Raw genomic sequence first — 16,925 nt, 5'->3', positions numbered from 1 at the left:
AGTGCTGGACGCCATGCGGCGGCGCGCCCCTGATGAAGCGCAGCATGATGATGCGGCAAGCGGTGTGCTCGCAGCGCTTCGCGACGCGGCTCCGCAGGCAGAAGAGGCGCCGGACGGGGCCGATGACGCGCTCGCCGCGCTGCGCGAGGCAGCTCCTGCAGAAGAACCAGAGGCCGACGATACCGCCGACATTCTTTCCGGGCTTGCGGACGCCGCGCCGGTTGACGTGGCAGAGCCTGACGGCACGGACGACATTCTGGGCGGTCTGGCCGCTGTCGCGGGCGATGACGCGCCCGAGGCAGATCAGGCCGCGGATATCCTCGGATCGCTGCGCGACCTGCCGGTTGACGAGGCGGAGCCGGAGGACGTCGACGGCGTCCTTGCTGGTCTTGCGACGGACGAAGCCGACACACCAGAGGCCGACGATACCGCCGACATTCTTTCCGGGCTTGCGGACGCCGCGCCGGTTGACGTGGCAGAGCCTGACGGCACGGACGACATTCTGGGCGGTCTGGCCGCTGTCGCGGGCGATGACGCGCCCGGGGCAGATCAGACCGCGGATATCCTCGGATCGCTGCGCGACCTGCCGGTCGACGAGGCCCAGCCGGAGGACGTCGACGGCGTCCTTGCCGGGCTTGCGACGGACGAAGCCGACACACCAGAGGCCGACGACACCGCCGACATTCTTTCCGGGCTTGCGGACGCCGCGCCGGTTGACGTGGCAGAGCGTGACGGCACGGACGACATTCTGGGCGGTCTGGCCGCTGTCGCGGGCGATGGCGCGCCCGAGGCAGATCAGGCTGCGGATATCCTCGGATCGCTGCGCGACCTGCCGGTTGACGAGGCCCAGCCGGAGGACGTCGACGGCGTCCTTGCCGGGCTTGCGACGGACGAAGCCGACACACCAGAGGCCGACGACACCGCCGACATTCTTTCCGGGCTTGCGGACGCCGCGCCGGTCGACGTGGCAGAGCGTGACGGCACGGACGACATTCTGGGCGGTCTGGCCGCTGTCGCGCCGGATGAGGTCGTGCAGGACGATGCGGATGATGCCGTGCTGACGGATATGGCCACCCTCGCCGGGGACGACGAACCCGACCAAGACCTCGACGATGAGGTTCTTTCTGCTCTGGCTCAGACGGCTTCGGATGAAACTGCGGCGGAAGCGGACCTGGATGACCTGCTGTCGGGCATGGCAGGGACCGTGGGCGATGATGCGCCGAACGGCGACGACGATATCGCGGACATCCTGGGTGGGCTGCACATCGAACAGGATGACGCCCCTGAAGGGGAAGCGGATACTTCCGAGAGCGTGCTGGCGGCCCTTGCGGACTCCGATCTTGACCAAGCGCCTGCCGGTGATGGCGCCGACGATGATCTTGCCGATCTTCTGGCCGACCTGCAGGGCGAACCGGAGGAAGGTGTCGTGGGTCTGGATGAGGCTCTGACGGTCGCTGCGGTAGAGGACACCGACACCGACCTTGATGCTTTGCTGTCGGATGATGGTGACAGCGCTGACCTTGACGCGTTGCTGTCTGGCGATGGCTCTGACGACGCTGACAGTGAACTGGATACTTTGCTGGCGGGTGACGGGGCTGCCGACGCGGACCTCGACGCGGTACTGTCGGGGGGCGACGCTGAACCCGACCTTGATGCCTTGCTGTCGGATGATGGTGACAGCGCTGACCTTGACGCGTTGCTGTCTGGCGATGGCACGGACGACGCTGACACTGATCTGGATACTTTGTTGGCGGGTGACGGGGCTGCCGACGCGGACCTCGACGCGGTACTGTCGGGGGGCGACGCTGACCCCGACCTTGATGCTTTGCTGTCGGATGATGGTGACAGCGCTGACCTTGACGCGTTGCTGTCTGGCGATGGCTCGGACGACGCTGACACTGATCTGGATACTTTGCTGGCAGGTGACGACGACGCTGCGTCGGACCTCGACGCGCTTCTGGCGGATAACGGATCCGACGACACTGACACCGACCTGGATACTTTGCTGTCAGGGGACGCCGCCGCCGATGCGGATCTCGACACGCTGCTGGCCGATGACCCGGCGGATGACGAGACCGATTTATCCGATCTGGATGCGCTTCTGGCCGGCGACGGGGAAGACAGCTCCGACCTTGATGCATTGCTCGCCGGTGACGAAGAAACGGACGCGGACACCGATCTGGACGCGCTTCTGGCGGACGTGGATGCGGACGAGGATGCGGCGGGCGAAGAGGCAGACACATCCGGGGACGAAGGTGGGGAAGATATGCCAGATCTGTCCGAAAGTCGCGACACCGGGTCGAAGGACGTCGCCACCGCGAGGAAGGTCGAGCACCCCTACGGCTTCATCTCTGCGCCGCGGCCGGCACCCGAGGAGCTGCGGCGCACAGGCTTTCGCATGGCGATCTTCGGCGATTTCACCGGCCGTGCGGCGCGCGGCCTGATCGAGCCCGGCGATGCGCTTGCGAACCGTCGGGCGATACCCTTGGACGTCGACACCGTCGAGGAGGTGATCGAGGGCTTCGCGACCGATCTGATCCTTCCTGTCGGTCAGGACGGCGCGGGCATCAAGGTAAGCCTTTCGGATCTGGATTCCCTTCACCCGGACGAACTGTTCGACAATGTCGAGATATTCGCGGGCATCTCGGGGCTGCGCCAGAGACTGAAAAGCGCCTCGCTTGCGCCTGCCGCCATGGCGCAGCTTCAAAAATGGGGCGAGGCGCATGGCCAGCGCCTGCATGCGCCGCGGCGAAGCTCCTCGGGGTCCGCGGTGCCTGCGAACCTCAAGCTCGGTGCGTTCCAGCAGCTGATCGGTGATACCGGCGGACGATTGACCGAGGCGTCGCCGATCGACGACATGGTGGCGCGCATAATCGGCCCGCATGTGGTCGAGGCGCCTAACCCGGACGCTGGCGCGATGCTCAGCGCGGTCGATGCCGCGCTTTCGTCCGCGATGCGCCTGATCCTGCACCACCCGGAGTTCCAGTCGGTCGAGGCGCTGTGGCGTTCACTCGATTTCCTGGCGCGCCGGATCGAGACCGACGTCAAGCTGACGATCGATCTCTACGACGTCTCGGCCGAGGAACTGGCGGTCGATCTTGCGGCCGCGGATGACCTGTCGGAAAGCGGTTTCCTTCGGCTTCTGACCGACCGGCCGCTGGGGGAAGAGGGTCCGGGGGGGTACTCGGCCCTGTTCGGCCTCTACACATTCGAGGAAACGCCACCCCATGCCGAACTTCTGGCGCGAATAGCGCAGGCAGCGGCGCATGTGGACGCGCCCTTCTTCACGGCAATTTCCCCCGCCTTCCTCGAGGTCGCGAAGGAGGATCGGCACCCGCTGGTGGCCAAGGCCTGGGACGAACTGCGCGCCTTGCCAGAGGCCGCATATCTGGGCATGGCCTCACCGCGCTTCCTGCTCAGGCGCCCCTACGGAGAGCGGACCGACCCGATCGACGCCTTCGACTTCGAGGAGTTCACCGAGGCCGAGGGTCTGTCGGGCATGCTGTGGGCCAACCCGGTCCTGCTTGTCGCCGTCCTTCTGGGCATGGGCTGGTCGAAGCATGGCAAGCAGATGAGCCTTGGGTCCGTGATGTCGATCGGCGACATTCCGTTCCACTACGTCAGGGACCGGCACGGCGATCAGGTCGCGCTGCCGCATACCGAGCGCAACCTGACAACGTCCAAGGTCCAGCATGTCGTGACACGGGGCTTCCAGCCCGTGCTGTCGATCCGCGGCCGGGATGAGATCCGGCTTGGCTCGTTCCAGTCTCTGGCCGGAGACGAGATCCGCGGCCGCTGGACCGGCGTGCCGATGCCCGCAAGGACCCCGCCACCGTCCATGCCAGGCACGCCTGCAAGGCCCGCGGACATTGAGATGGATATTCCCGCGCCCAAGGACGAGGGCGACGACGATCTTGATTCATTGCTGTCGGGTCTGGACGCGGACGCCGATGCCGGCTCGTCCGGGGACGATGATCTGGACGCGCTGCTGGCTGGGCTGGATACCGGTTCGGATGACGGGTCCCAGGGGGGGGACGACGACCTTGACGCGCTGCTGGCGGGATTTGACGACTTGGGGGCCTCGGACGGCGGATCGGATGAGATGGACCCCGAGCTTGCGGCGCTGCTGGAGGGGCTTTGATGACGACGGGAAACGGACAGGAACCGCGGATGATCCTTCTCAGGATCAACGAGACCTACTGGCTCTTCGAGGGAGAGGAGTTCCTTTCGCCCATGCTCAAGGGCAGCGGATATTTCCCGACTCCGGTGATTTGCTACCGTTTCGAGGATCACCTTACCCTGCGCGCCTTCATCGGCGCGGGGCGGCCCATGACCGATTTCTGGGGGATCAACCCCGACATCGTGGAACGGTTGCGCCGCGACGAACACCTGCTTGAAACCGAAGCGCCGCTTGGCTGACCTTTGCCGAACGGCAGGAGGAACCTGAAATGCCCAACGTGAACCCCGTCTTCGAAAACCGCCAGTTGCGGCTCGATAGCGACATTGCCGATACGTTCCTCAAGTCGGCGGTGGTCGAGGAGGGTTTCAACAAGATCACCGAGATGACGGTGGAGTTCCTTGCCAAGGACAGGGCCCTGGACCTGGCGACCGTCGCCGGCAAGAAGATGACCGTCGTCGTCACCGCCGAGGACGAGAGCGAGCGCAATTTCACAGGAACCTGCACAGCGGTCCGTTTCCTTGGGCTTTACGAGGGCTTCGGTCATTTCGAGGCCAAGGTGCACGGCTGGCCCTGGTTCCTGACCAAGCGGCGGGACAACCGCATCTACCAGGACATGACGGCGGTCGACATCATCAAGGACGTGTTTTCGGCTGCGGGTTTCACCGACTACACCGACTCCCTTTCAGGCACCTACCCGCCAAGGGTTTATTGCGTCCAGTATCGCGAAACGGATTTCGACTTCGTTTCCCGGCTGATGGAGGAGGAGGGGATCTACTTCTTCTTCGATCACAGCGGATCCAACGAAAAGCTTGTGCTGGCCGATGGCGTGGGCGCGCATTCGGTGGTGCCCGGCCCGACGCCGATCGAGTTCCACTTCCGCGAAAAGAAGTATCGGCGCGACATGGACCACATCTTCGAGTGGGCGCCCTCGGAAGCGGTGGTCGGCGGCAAGGTGGCGATGACCGACTACAATTTCGAAACCCCAAGTGCGAACCTGATGAGCATGACGGTGATCGAAAAGGGCACCCACAGCCACAAGAGCTACGAGATCTATCACTATCCGGGCCATTTCGATGACTCCGATAGGGGCTCTGTGCTGGCGCGCATGGTGCAGGAGGGCGAAGCCGCCCGACACCAATCGTTCCGGGGCGCGGCGAACGTGCGCACGTTGGGCGTGGGCATGACGTTCCAGATGTCGAACCACCCCCGCGTGAATGACCAGACCGAATTCCTGGTCACGCGGGCGACGCACCATCTGAAGATCGAGACCGACTACGACGACGATGAAATGACGCGCCCTGTGCTTGAGCGCAGCGCGCAACAGGTCACCGAAGATCAGGTGGACACCTATCGCTGCATCTTCGAGGTGATCCCGAAGTCAACGCAGTATCGCGCGCCCAAGACGACCCCTTGGCCCCAGATTGCGGGGATGCAGACCGCCCTGGTCGTCGGCCCCTCGGGTGAAGAGATCTACACGGACGACTACGGTCGCATCAAGGTGCAGTTCTACTGGGACCGCGTCGGCGAGAAGAACGAGAACACGACCTGTTGGGTGCGTTGCGTCATGCCCTGGACCGGCAGCGGCTGGGGGATGATCGCCGTTCCAAGGATCGGCCAGGAAGTCGCCATCATGTTCGAGGAGGGCAATCCCGACCGCCCGATCTGCACCGGCATGCTCTACAACGCCGAAACGATGCCGCCCTACGCGCTGCCCGCCAACATGACCCAGACCGGGATCAAGACGCGCAGCACGAAAAGCGGCGGGGAGACCAATTTCAACGAGCTGGTATTCGAGGACAAGAAGGACGCGGAATTCGTCCGGCTTCAGTCCGAGAAGGACTATTTCGAGATCATCAAGAACAACGCCACCATCACCATCGGGATGGAGACACAGGACGCAGGCGACTACACCCAGACGATCTACAACAACCGGACCGAGACGGTGAAGCAGGGCGATAGCACCTTCACCGTGGAGACCGGCAATGAAATCCGCTCGATCGCGACGGACCAGACCGAGGACATCGGCAACGACGTCACCCGAACCGTCGGCAACAACCGCACCGAGACCATTTCGAACGATCACACCGAGGATATCGGGAACAACCAGACGCTGACGATCGGCAACGATACTTCGGTGTCGATCGGCAATAACCTGACCGAGGATGTCGGCTCAAACATCACGATCGATGCCGGGCAGAAGATCACGGTGACCGCAGGCACCGAGATCTTGTTAAAGGTGGGATCGAATTCGGTGAAGATCGACAGCTCGGGCGTCACGATCAAGGGCACAATGGTCAAGATCGAAGGAACGGCCATGCTTGAAGCCAAGTCCCCGATGACCACGGTCAAGGGCGACGGGATTCTGACGCTCAAGGGCGGCCTTACGATGATCAACTGAGGGCATCATGAGCGAACGTTTTTCAGATCTGAAGAAAATCCCCAGGGAACCCGCCGCGCGGATGCTGGCCATGGCCAACGCCAAGCTGCAGACGAAGCTGTCGCTGCCTGCAAGCGCCCCGGTTCAGAAGGTGCTCGAGACGCTGGAGGCCGAGGGCGCCACGGTCGACATCATCCGGCTCCTGTCGGTCGCGCTTCCCGCGCGCGAGCGTGTCTGGTGGGCGTGCCTGGCCGCGCGGGACTACATCGGCGAGGCGCCGGAGAACAACACGCCCTCGCTTGCCGCGGCCGAGGCCTGGGTTTTCAAGCCGACGGCCGAGAACTGCGAACGTGCCCGCGCGACGCTGGACACGGCCGAAGTGGATGACGACACGGTCTATCTGGCGAATGCCGTCGTCTTTGCCGACGGGACGCTTGGTCCGGGCGAGTTGTCCCATCATCAAGGCCCGGTCGGCGCGTCCGAGGTGTCGGCTTTTGCGATGAACATCGTGGCAATGGGCAAGCACTCTGATAAGTTTGAGCAATACACTCAGATGGTGATCGACCGCGCGGTTGACATCGCGCGTGGCGGAAATGGTCGGATCGAGCCCGGCAAGCAGAAGGCAAAGGAGGGGTAGATGGGGTTTCCGCAAGCACGCCTGACCGACCTGCACGGCTGCATGGCGCCGTCGATTCCGCCCCCGCCGGTTCTGCCGGTCCCGCTGCCGATCGCGATGCCGGGCGCGCCTACCGTCCTTGTCGGCTCACTTCCGGCGGCTCGGCTGACCGACAACACTGCGTCGGTGCCGCCGCACCCGATCATCAAGGGATCAGCCACGGTGCTGATCTGCAGCCTTCCTGCCGCGCGCGTGCTTGACAATTGCGCCTGCGGCGGGCCGATAACGCTCGGATGTTTCACGGTACTGACGGGCGGATAAGATAGAAGAATGGCAGTAACGCTTAGATTCCAGTCTACAGGCACGGTGCCGGGCCAGGCGCAGCCCGTGGTCATGCATGGCACGAACCTGACCATTGGTCGGGGGCCTGAAAACGACCTGGTTCTGCCCGATCCGGACCGGATGATCTCGAAGCGCCATTGCGTGATCGAGGATCATAACGGCAACGTCGTGGTGATCGACCTTTCGACCAACGGCACCTTCCTGAACTACGGCAAGGTGCCACTTGGCAACGTACCGACACCGTTGAACGACGGGGATATCCTCAGCCTTGGCGGGTACGAGCTTCTGGTCAGCTTCGGCCAGGCGCCGCGCGATCCGATGGCGCATATTCCCGATCCGCTGGGCGAAGGCCCCGTTTCGCACGGCCGCGCCACCCAGGCGCCGGATCCGCTGGCGTTGCTCGAGGATACGCATGAAGGGGGCAAGGGCGACTTTCTGGACGATCTCCTGGGGACCCCGCAGCCTACCGGACCCAAGGGGTTGAAGCGGGAAGAACCCGATGATCCGCTGCTTCCGCCCTTGGGCGAGGACGATCTGCTAGCCCCCGCTCCGGAACCGGAATGGGACCGGCCGACCCAGAAGTATCACAATCCTTCGATCGAGGATTCCTTCACGCCTTCCAAGCGCGCGTCGATCATCCCCGATGACTGGGACGAGGACTTCCTGGCCCCAAGCGCGCCGAAGGATGCCGCGCCGCCTGCGCCGCCCGCCAGACCCGCGCCCCCGCCGCAGAACGTGACGGATTTCGACGACGATTTCCTGGCCCCGGCAGAGCCCCCTGAACCTGCGGCGCCGTCCGTTCCTGATGCCGCACCCGAACCTTCCGAAGCGCCGGAGGACGTGCGGCCGCCCGAGGCGCCGGTGACGCCGGCCAAGCCCGTCGCGCCCGCTGAACCCAGGGCGCCGCAGACCCCCGCGGCGAGGCCGGACGCTTCGGACGCGGCGGCCGCAAGGGCGTTCCTGGACTCGCTGGGCGTTGCCGAGCTGAGCCTCAAGGACGAGGACCTTGCCGCCACGCTTGGCCGCATGGGCTCCGTCCTGAAACTGATGATCGAGGGGATCCGGGAAATCCTGATGACCCGGACCTCGATCAAGGGCGAATTCCGGATCAACCAGACCATGATCAGCGCGGGCGGCAACAACCCGCTGAAGTTCTCGATCAGCCCCGAACAGGCGGTCGAGGCGATGGTCAAGCCGACGCAGCGCGGTTACCTGGCCGCCACCGCCGCCACCGAACAGGCGCTGAACGATATCAAGGCGCACGAGGTCGCGATGGTGACCGGGATGGAGGCCGCATTGAAAGGCGTGCTGAAGCGGCTTGACCCCAAGGCGCTCGAGGAAAAGATCCAGGGCGGCGGCGGCATCGGAGACTTCCTGAAGGGCAAGAAGGCGCGCTACTGGGAGGTCTATGAAAAGATGTATGCGGAAATCTCCGATCAGGCCGAGAACGATTTCCACGACCTTTTCGCGCGCGAGTTTTCGCGCGCCTATCAGGAACAGCTGGACCGGCTGAAGTAGGCGGGTCCACAACAAAGTCATTCGTGCCGCCAAGTTCGGCCGGAGAAAGCAGGGAGAAGCGCGTTTGTCCTGGGAAAGCAAGGTTCTGTGGACCGAAGGCCTGTTCCTTCAGCCGCATCATTTCCAGCAATCGGACCGGTACGCCGAGGCGCTGGTCTCGGGCATGGCGCGGCGGGTCGTGCCGTATTTCTGGGGCTGTTCGACGCTCGAAATCGACGATGAACTGCTCAAGATCGGCAAATTCGCGATCCGCTCTTGCTCTGGCATCACGCCGGACGGCGCTGTCTTCCGCGTGCCTCAGGTCGAAGACCATCCGATCTCGCTTGAGGTTCCCGAAACGGTCAAGGATTGCGTCGTCTATCTGACGGTGCCCCAGAGACGCGCCGGCGCGGTCGAAGTGGACCTGTCGGGCGCGGATCAGTCGGCCAGCCGGTACAAGCCCGCCGAGTTGGAGATCATGGATTCCATGGGCCGTGATCGCAAGGCAACCAACATCGGCGTCGCCAAGTTGCGCCTGTCCTTCGCGCTGGCGGTGGACGATCTTGCCGACCGGCTTGTGATGCCCATCGCGCGCATCATCGAGGTGAAGTCGGATCGCGAGATCGTGCTCGACCGGGGGTTCATCGCTTCGGCGCTGGACCTGAGCGCGGCGCCTCCGCTGAACGATTTCGTCCGCGAGATCGAGGGGCTTCTGGCGCACCGCATGGTGGCCCTGTCGGGTCGCCTGGCCGAGGGCGGCGCGAAGGGCGTGGCGGATGTGTCCGACTTCCTTCTGCTGACCGTGATCAACCGCGCGCTTCCGGTGTTCCGTCATCTGCTTTCGATCGAGAACGTTCACCCCGAACGCGCCTACCGCGAATGCGTGGCCCTCGCGGGCGAGCTTGCGACCTTCATGGCGGGCGAAAAGCACCCGCCGGAATTCCCGCCCTATCGTCATGGCGAACTGACCTCGACCTTCAACCCGGTGATACGGACGCTAAGGCAGTACCTGTCTTCGGTGATCGAACAGACCGCCATCGCGATCGCCCTGGACCCGCGCAAGTACGGGATCAGCGTCGGCATCATCGCCGACCGCAAGCTGATCAGCCGCGCGGGCTTCGTCCTGGCGGTCAAGGCCGATGTGCCGGCCGAAACCATCCGGCGGCACTTTTCCGGCCACGCGAAGATCGGTCCGGTCGAGGAGATCCGGCAGCTTGTGAACTCCGCCCTGCCGGGCATCACGCTGCGACCGCTTCCCGTGGCGCCGCGCCAGATCCCGTATCACGCAGGCGTCGTCTATTTCGAATTGGACAGCGAAAGCGCATACTGGGGCAAGATGACGACCTCGGGAGGTATCGCGGTGCATGTGTCGGGCGATTATCCCGGACTCTCGATGGAGCTTTGGGCGATCCGTCAGGGCTGATGGGGGAAGGAACGGAAGATGTCGAACAAGGACCCCTTTGCCGAACCGGATGACAACGAACGGACTGTGATCCGGCCGAACCCCGGTGGGCGGCGCACGCCCGGCGGGGCAAGCCCGGCCCAGCCCGGATACCCGCCGCAGGCCGGATATCCCCAGCAACCCGGCTATCCCCCGCAGCAACCCGGACACGCGCCGCAAGGTGGCTACCCGCCGCAGCAGCCCGCACCGGGTCAGGACGCCATGGCCGATCCGATGTCCTATGGCGTGCCGCAGCAGCCGCAGCGCGCCGCGTCGCCTGGACCACGCCAGGACGCCGACGGCGAAGCGGCGCTGGCGCTCTCGATGACGGGGATGAACACGCTGAACGCCTGCGCAGCGACTTTGTTTTCGCTCATCGGCCGCATCCGCAACCGCGCGCAGCACATGGATGCCGACAAGCTGCGCCAAAGCGTGATCGCCGAGGTGCGCGCCTTTGAAAACCGCGCGCTCCAGGCCGGGATCGAGGCGCAGACCGTCAAGGTCGCGCGCTATGCGCTGTGCGCCACGATCGACGACGTTGTGCTGAATACGCCTTGGGGCGGACAGTCATCCTGGGCGGTGCAGTCCATGGTGGCGACGTTCCACCGTGAAACCGTGGGCGGTGACCGCTTCTACGACCTTCTGGCGCGCATGGAGCAGGCGCCCGGGCCGAACATCGACATGCTCGAGTTTCTCTACATGTGCCTGTCGCTTGGTTTCGAAGGGCGGCTTCGCGTCGAGCAGGGCGGGGGGGAAAAGCATCTCCAGATCCGCAATGGCCTTGCGCGGATCATCCGCGGCCAGCGCGGCCCGGTCGAGCGCGACCTGTCGCCCCACTGGGCCGGGCTCGACATGCCGCACAAGCCGCTGTCGGCATGGAAGGCACTGTGGATCGCGGCCGGGGTCGCGACCGTGATCATGTCGCTGGGATACGCCGGCCTTTCCTACGCGCTTGGCGTGCGCTCAGAGCGGCTCATCGGCCAGCTTTCGGCGCTTGAGACCTCGGTCGTGCCGGAACTTCAGCGGCGCGCCCCGCCACCTCCGCCGCCGCCTCCGCAGCCCGAAAGCGAATCCGTCAAGGTTGCCGAGTTCCTGAAGCCCGAAATCGAAGAGGGCCTGGTGACGGTTCTGGACAAGGGCAACACCATCACCGTCCGGATCGCAGGCGCGGGGATGTTCGGGTCCGGCTCCGACCAGGTGAAGGATGAATTCCTGACCAAGCTGGAACGAGTCGCCACGGCGTTGAACGATTCCAAGGGGCCCATCATCGTGGTGGGCCATTCGGACAACGTACCCATCAAGTCGTCGCGCTTCCCCTCGAACATGCACCTGTCCCTCGCGCGCGCCGAAAGCGTGATGAAGGTGCTTGCGCAAAAGCTCGAGGACACCTCGCGCATGAGCGCGGAGGGGCGCGCCGACAAGGAACCCATCGATAGCAACGACACCAAAGAGGGGCGGGCAAAGAACCGCCGCATCGAGGTTCTTCTGGTGAAGGCTGACGGCTAATGATCTTTCGCAGAATCCGCCACATTCTTGGCACGCTGAACTTCGTCATCCTGCTTTTGGCGGTGATCTTCGGCGGCCTGACATGGTACTTCGGACCGCTGTTCCACTGGGGCGACTGGAGACCGCTGGACACGGTCATGTCGCGCGTCGTGGCGATCGCGGTGATCGTGTTCATCGCGCTTTTCGTGATCACCTTGCGCTGGTACCTGCGCCGCCGCCGCAATCGCAAGATGGAAGAGGACCTGACCTCGGTCGAGGCAGAGCCCGACATGACGGCGCAGGAACTTGCCGAACTGCGCGACAAGATGAAGACCGCGCTTGGCGCGCTTCGCAAGTCAAAGCTGGGGCGCCGGCACCTCTACGAACTGCCCTGGTACGTCATGATCGGACCGCCGGGCGCGGGCAAGACCACGGCCATCGTAAACTCCGGCCTTCAGTTCCCGTTGGCCGATGCGATGGGCAAGACGGCTGTCGGCGGTGTCGGTGGCACGCGCAACTGCGACTGGTGGTTCACCGACAACGCCGTGATGATTGATACTGCGGGCCGTTATACCACCCAGGAAAGCGACGCCGAGACCGACGGCGGAACCTGGCTCGGCTTCCTTGGCCTGCTCAAGAAATACCGCAAGCGGCAGCCGATCAACGGGGCCATGATCGCTATCTCGCTTTCGGACCTGTCGATGCAGGACGAAACCACGCAGAAGGAACATGCGAACGCGGTGCGCAGGCGCCTGCACGAACTGCGCGAAAAGCTGGGGGTGCGTTTCCCGGTCTATGTCCTGTTCACCAAGGCCGACCTGATTGCCGGGTTCACCGAGTTCTATGACACACTTGGCAAGGAGGACCGCGAGCAGGTCTGGGGCTTCACATTCCCGCTTGAGAAATCCAAGGGCGAAGTCTCTCCGATCGCGAACTTCGAGCAGGAGTTCTCGCTTCTGCTGCAGCGGCTCAACGCGCAATCGCTGGAGAAGCTGCAGGCGGAAACCGATCACCAGCGCCGCAGCCTGATCGCCGCTTTCCCCGGCCAGGTGGCCTCGGTCCGGCAGGTGGCGCGTGATTTCCTTGCGCAGGTCTTCCAGGACAACCGCTTTGAACAGCGCCACATGCTGCGCGGGGTCTATTTCACCTCCGGCACCCAGGAAGGCACGCCCATCGACCGCCTGATGATGAACATGGCGCGCACCTTCGGGATCGGGCGCCAGGCCATCGGGTCGGGCCGCGGCACCGGCCGGTCCTTCTTCCTGACCCGCCTGTTCGACAACGTGATCTTCCGCGAGGCGGGGCTGGTTTCGGCCGACGACAAGGTCGAACGCCGGTACCGCTGGACCAAGCGCATCGCCATCGCCGCAATGACACTACTGGCGATCGGCGCCTTCGGCTTGTGGACCCGCAGTTTCCTTGGCAATCGCGACATGATCGCCAATGCCGCGACCCAGGCCGACACCTTCCAGCAGATGGCCCAGTCCATTCCCGGCAGCCCGATCGGCGACACGGATCTGCCGTCGATCGTGCCGGCGCTCAACATCCTGCGCGACATGCCCGGAAACCCCGCACTTGGCGACCCGGAGCCCGACGGAGCCCTGACCTGGGGCCTGTACCAGGGCCAGGTGATCGGCACGCAGGCGCACCAGACCTATCGCTCGGCGCTCAACACCCACTTCCTGCCTCGTCTGCTTCTGCGTCTTGAGGAGCAGATGCAGGCGAACATGAACAACCACGACTTCCTGTACGAGGCGCTCAAGATATACCTGATGCTTGGCCTGCAGGGGCCGATGAACAAGGACATGATCACTGAGTGGATGAACATCGACTGGTCGCTTGCCTATCCGGGGCCCGCGCGCGAACAGATGCGCGCCGATCTTTCGCAGCATCTTGAGGCGCTCTTGACCCAGCCCATGCAGGAGATCCTGCTGAACGGTCCCCTGGTCGAGCAGGTGCAGGGTATACTGTCTGAAATGTCGCTGGCGCAGCGCATCTACAACGGCATCGTGAACAGCCCTGCCGCGACAGCCTTGCCGGAATGGCGGCCCTCTGACGTGGGCGGGCCGGCAATGTCTCGGGTGATGATCCGCAATTCGGGCAAGGCCCTGACAGACGGCGTCGAAGGGATCTATACCTACAACGGCTTCAACAACGTCTTCCTGGGCGAGGCCCTGGGGGTCGCCAAGCGCATCCAGAGCGAAAGCTGGGTGCTGGGGCCGCGCGGCGCGTCCGAGCAGAGCGAAGCAGCGCTTCTTGCCATCAGCCGCGATGTGCTTGACCTTTATTACAATGACTACATCGCGCGGTATGACGGCATCCTGTCGGATCTGGACATCGTGCCAATGGAGTCGCTCAGCCACGCGGTGGAGGTCACGAACGTTCTGTCCGGTCCGACCTCGCCCATCACCAACGTGCTGACCGCGATCTCGGCCGAAACGAACCTGACGCAAAAACGAGGTCTGGTTGACTCCAGCGGCGTGACCGAAGGACTGACCGAGGTCGGTCAGCTGGAACTGCACTCGAACCTCGACGTGCAAAGCCAGATCTTTCTGCAAGCACTGTCCAGCAGCACCGTTCTTCAGGGCGAACAGACCGTCGCCCCGAAAGAGCCGGGCGAATATGTCACCGACAGGTTCAGCTGGCTGCACGATCTGGTGGCGCGCGGCGAAGGCCAGCCTTCGCAGCTGGACCTTCTGATGCAGACGCTGACGCTGGTTTACCAGGAACTGAACAAGATGTCCTTCTCGGGCGGCGTCGCTCAGCCAACCGGAGAGGTCAGTGCGTTGCAGCAGTTCCAGCAGGAGGCCGGTCGACTGCCCGGGCCGATGCAGCGCTGGGCGGCGCAGATCGCGACGGGGTCCTCGGGGATCACCGCCGGCGGCACGCGCGCCTCGATCAACGCGCGCTGGCAGGCGACGGTTCTGCCCTTCTGCGAACAGGCGCTGGACAACCGCTATCCCTTCACCCGCGGATCACGCGCCGACATCGCGCTGGCGGACTTCGCCAAGCTGTTCGCGCCGAACGGCATGATAGACAGCTTCTTCAACGAGAACCTGTTCCAGTACGTCGATACGCGCTCACGCCCGTGGAGCTGGAAGACGGTCAATGACGTCGACCTGGGCATCTCAGCCTCGGTGCTGCAGCAGTTCCAGTACGCGGCAGAGATCAGGGACGCCTTCTTCGCCGGCGGGCCGACACCCGCGGTCAGCTTCCAGGTCACGCCAGAGGCGCTTGACCCCAAGGCCAAGAAGGTGACGCTGAACATCGACGGAACCGAGATCACGTTCAACCATCGGGAACCCTCGCCCACGGCCGTCGCCTGGCCCGGCGGTGTCGGCGTCGCAAAGCTTGAGCTCGAACCGTCGGCCAAGAACGCCGAGAGCAGCTTCATGAAGGACGGACCCTGGGCCTGGTTCCGCATGTTGGACGCCGCGGATGTGCGGGCGACAAACGTGGCCGACCGCAACCGCGTCATCTTCAACGTAGGCGGCCGGATCGCGATCTTCCAGCTGCAGGCGGGATCGGTGTTCAATCCCTTTGCCCTGCCGGCGCTGTCCAAGTTTGCCTGTCCGAAGTCGTTCTGATGGCAGGAGCTTTCGGCGCCTTCGGAAAAATGCCTGCGCTTGGCGACTTCTTCCGGCTGGAGGTCGCGCCGGGGTTCGTCACTGCCTGGGACGGCTGGCTTCAGAATGCCATCCTGGCCGCGCGCGATCGGCTGGGTGACGCCTGGCACGACTGCTATATGTCCGCGCCGATATGGCGGTTTACACTTTCGCCGGGCCTGGCAGGCGGCAATCCGACGATCGGGGTCCTGATGCCCTCGGTCGATCGCGTGGGACGGCAGTTTCCGCTGACTCTGGTCGCGACGCTGCAGACCGGGATGGACCCAATCGCCGCCCATTTCGCGGCGGTACCCCTGTTCCAGGAGCTTGAGAGCCTGGCGCTCGATGCGCTGGACGATATGGCGCGGGATGCGCTGGCCGAGCGTCTGGGCCAGATCGTTTGGCATTTCGAGGCCGAACCTGACCGGGTGGAGTTGTCACCCGGCCGCGCCGTCGTGTCTGGATCTTCGCCTGGGGGGGCGTTGCCGGCTTTGGCGGCGCGAAGCCTCGCGCGCGATTTCCGTGCGCCCAGCGTCTGGAGCGCCGAGACGGACGCCGGTCCACGTCTGATGGTCCTTGAGGGATTGCCCGACGAAAGCGCTTCGGTCGGATTGTTCGACCTGTCCGCCGCGATCTGGCAGAAAAGGGAGGCCGCATGAGTTCAGGCTTTCACGTGCGCTTCAGCGCGACGACCCATGTCGGCCGTGTCCGCAAACTGAATGAGGATTCCATCCTGGCGATGCCAGAGCAGGACGTTTGGGTCGTGTCGGACGGGATGGGCGGTCACGAGGGCGGCGAGTTCGCAAGCCAGAGCGTAGTCGACGCCATCGCGATGCTGCCTGCGGGGCTAGAGCCGCGCGAAAAGATGCAGGAACTCAGGGCTGCGATCCACCGTGCCCATGCCGTGATCCGTCAGGAGGCGGATCGGAGGGGCGTTTCGACGATCGGCGCGACGGTCGTGACCCTGATGCTGGCGAATGGTCATTTCCTGTGTTTCTGGGCGGGGGACAGCAGGCTTTACCGCTTCCGCGATGGACAGGTCGAGGTGCTGACCACCGATCATTCTTTCGTCGCGCAGTACGTTCTTTCCGGCCAGATGACCTGGGACGAGGCCGATGCCCATCCCCAGTCGAATGCGATCACGCGTGCGGTCGGCGTCGGGGACGAGCTGGAACTGGACAAGATCCGGGGCGAGGTCATGCCCGGCGACCGCTTCCTCATATGCTCGGATGGGCTGAACAAGTACGCGACGACCGACATGATCCGCCGCATCCTTGCGCGCGAACCAATCGAAACCGTGGCCGACACCCTGCTTCAGGTCGCACTGGAAGGCGGGGGGGCCGACAACATCTCGGTCATCGTGGTCGATGTCATCTGAAGGC

Annotated in this window: 11 protein-coding genes; all 11 read left to right on the top strand. The window is 64.3% G+C overall.

Annotation, left to right across the window (positions count from 1 at the left end; translation table 11 throughout):
• The first annotated feature begins 13 nt into the window (after nucleotides 1–13).
• The 11 genes from OEW28_RS18865 to OEW28_RS11165 all read left to right on the top strand — a co-directional run bounded on the left by OEW28_RS18865 (nucleotide 14) and on the right by OEW28_RS11165 (nucleotide 16,921).
• A complete protein-coding gene (locus OEW28_RS18865) occupies nucleotides 14–4,141 on the top strand; it encodes a type VI secretion system contractile sheath domain-containing protein (protein ID WP_318527543.1) in 4,128 nt (1,375 codons plus the stop codon).
• Nucleotides 4,141–4,419, top strand: coding sequence for a hypothetical protein (locus OEW28_RS11210; RefSeq protein ID WP_263734845.1), 279 nt, complete (start codon nucleotides 4,141–4,143; stop codon nucleotides 4,417–4,419). The genes OEW28_RS18865 and OEW28_RS11210 overlap by 1 nt, the downstream gene beginning before the upstream one ends.
• Before the next feature lie 29 nt (nucleotides 4,420–4,448).
• Nucleotides 4,449–6,578, top strand: coding sequence for a type VI secretion system Vgr family protein (locus tag OEW28_RS11205; RefSeq protein WP_263734844.1), 2,130 nt, complete (start codon nucleotides 4,449–4,451; stop codon nucleotides 6,576–6,578).
• 7 nt (nucleotides 6,579–6,585) lie between these two features.
• On the top strand, nucleotides 6,586–7,194 hold the full coding sequence (locus OEW28_RS11200) for a DUF6931 family protein (RefSeq protein ID WP_263734843.1): 609 nt from the start codon (nucleotides 6,586–6,588) through the stop codon (nucleotides 7,192–7,194).
• Nucleotides 7,195–7,494 (top strand): PAAR domain-containing protein, encoded by a 300-nt coding sequence (locus tag OEW28_RS11195; protein ID WP_263734842.1) that lies wholly within the window; start codon nucleotides 7,195–7,197, stop codon nucleotides 7,492–7,494.
• Between the two features lie 9 nt (nucleotides 7,495–7,503).
• Nucleotides 7,504–9,033: a type VI secretion system-associated FHA domain protein TagH gene (gene tagH, locus OEW28_RS11190; RefSeq protein WP_263734841.1), complete on the top strand. Its 1,530-nt coding sequence runs from the start codon at nucleotides 7,504–7,506 to the stop codon at nucleotides 9,031–9,033.
• A gap of 64 nt (nucleotides 9,034–9,097) precedes the next feature.
• On the top strand, nucleotides 9,098–10,435 hold the full coding sequence (tssK, locus tag OEW28_RS11185) for a type VI secretion system baseplate subunit TssK (RefSeq protein ID WP_263734840.1): 1,338 nt from the start codon (nucleotides 9,098–9,100) through the stop codon (nucleotides 10,433–10,435).
• A gap of 18 nt (nucleotides 10,436–10,453) precedes the next feature.
• On the top strand, nucleotides 10,454–11,959 hold the full coding sequence (tssL, locus tag OEW28_RS11180) for a type VI secretion system protein TssL, long form (protein WP_263734839.1): 1,506 nt from the start codon (nucleotides 10,454–10,456) through the stop codon (nucleotides 11,957–11,959).
• The gene (gene tssM, locus OEW28_RS11175; protein ID WP_263734838.1) at nucleotides 11,959–15,525 is read left to right on the top strand and encodes a type VI secretion system membrane subunit TssM; all 3,567 of its coding nucleotides are present in this window, start codon (nucleotides 11,959–11,961) and stop codon (nucleotides 15,523–15,525) included. The genes tssL and tssM overlap by 1 nt, the downstream gene beginning before the upstream one ends.
• On the top strand, nucleotides 15,525–16,202 hold the full coding sequence (gene tagF / locus OEW28_RS11170; RefSeq protein WP_263734837.1) for a type VI secretion system-associated protein TagF: 678 nt from the start codon (nucleotides 15,525–15,527) through the stop codon (nucleotides 16,200–16,202). Before tssM ends, tagF begins: the two co-directional genes overlap by 1 nt.
• Complete coding sequence (locus tag OEW28_RS11165; RefSeq protein ID WP_263734836.1) at nucleotides 16,199–16,921, top strand: PP2C family protein-serine/threonine phosphatase; 723 nt, start codon at nucleotides 16,199–16,201, stop codon at nucleotides 16,919–16,921. Before tagF ends, OEW28_RS11165 begins: the two co-directional genes overlap by 4 nt.
• The last annotated feature ends 4 nt before the right edge of the window (nucleotides 16,922–16,925 follow it).

Origin of the sequence: Albidovulum marisflavi (assembly GCF_025751435.1) — a bacterium.
GTDB classification, from domain to species: domain Bacteria; phylum Pseudomonadota; class Alphaproteobacteria; order Rhodobacterales; family Rhodobacteraceae; genus Albidovulum; species Albidovulum marisflavi.
Note: the sequence above shows the minus strand (reverse complement) of the source record. Positions and strands in the feature narration are given on the sequence as shown.

Bases quoted from the DNA above. Each gene is read 5' to 3' on its own strand.
- OEW28_RS18865 (WP_318527543.1), top strand. From the start codon at position 14: ATGCGGCGGCGCGCCCCTGATGAAGCGCAGCATGATGATGCGGCAAGC.
- OEW28_RS11210 (WP_263734845.1), top strand. From the start codon at position 4,141: ATGACGACGGGAAACGGACAGGAACCGCGGATGATCCTTCTCAGGATC.
- OEW28_RS11205 (WP_263734844.1), top strand. From the start codon at position 4,449: ATGCCCAACGTGAACCCCGTCTTCGAAAACCGCCAGTTGCGGCTCGAT.
- OEW28_RS11200 (WP_263734843.1), top strand. From the start codon at position 6,586: ATGAGCGAACGTTTTTCAGATCTGAAGAAAATCCCCAGGGAACCCGCC.
- OEW28_RS11195 (WP_263734842.1), top strand. From the start codon at position 7,195: ATGGGGTTTCCGCAAGCACGCCTGACCGACCTGCACGGCTGCATGGCG.
- tagH (WP_263734841.1), top strand. From the start codon at position 7,504: ATGGCAGTAACGCTTAGATTCCAGTCTACAGGCACGGTGCCGGGCCAG.
- tssL (WP_263734839.1), top strand. From the start codon at position 10,454: ATGTCGAACAAGGACCCCTTTGCCGAACCGGATGACAACGAACGGACT.
- tssM (WP_263734838.1), top strand. From the start codon at position 11,959: ATGATCTTTCGCAGAATCCGCCACATTCTTGGCACGCTGAACTTCGTC.
- tagF (WP_263734837.1), top strand. From the start codon at position 15,525: ATGGCAGGAGCTTTCGGCGCCTTCGGAAAAATGCCTGCGCTTGGCGAC.
- OEW28_RS11165 (WP_263734836.1), top strand. From the start codon at position 16,199: ATGAGTTCAGGCTTTCACGTGCGCTTCAGCGCGACGACCCATGTCGGC.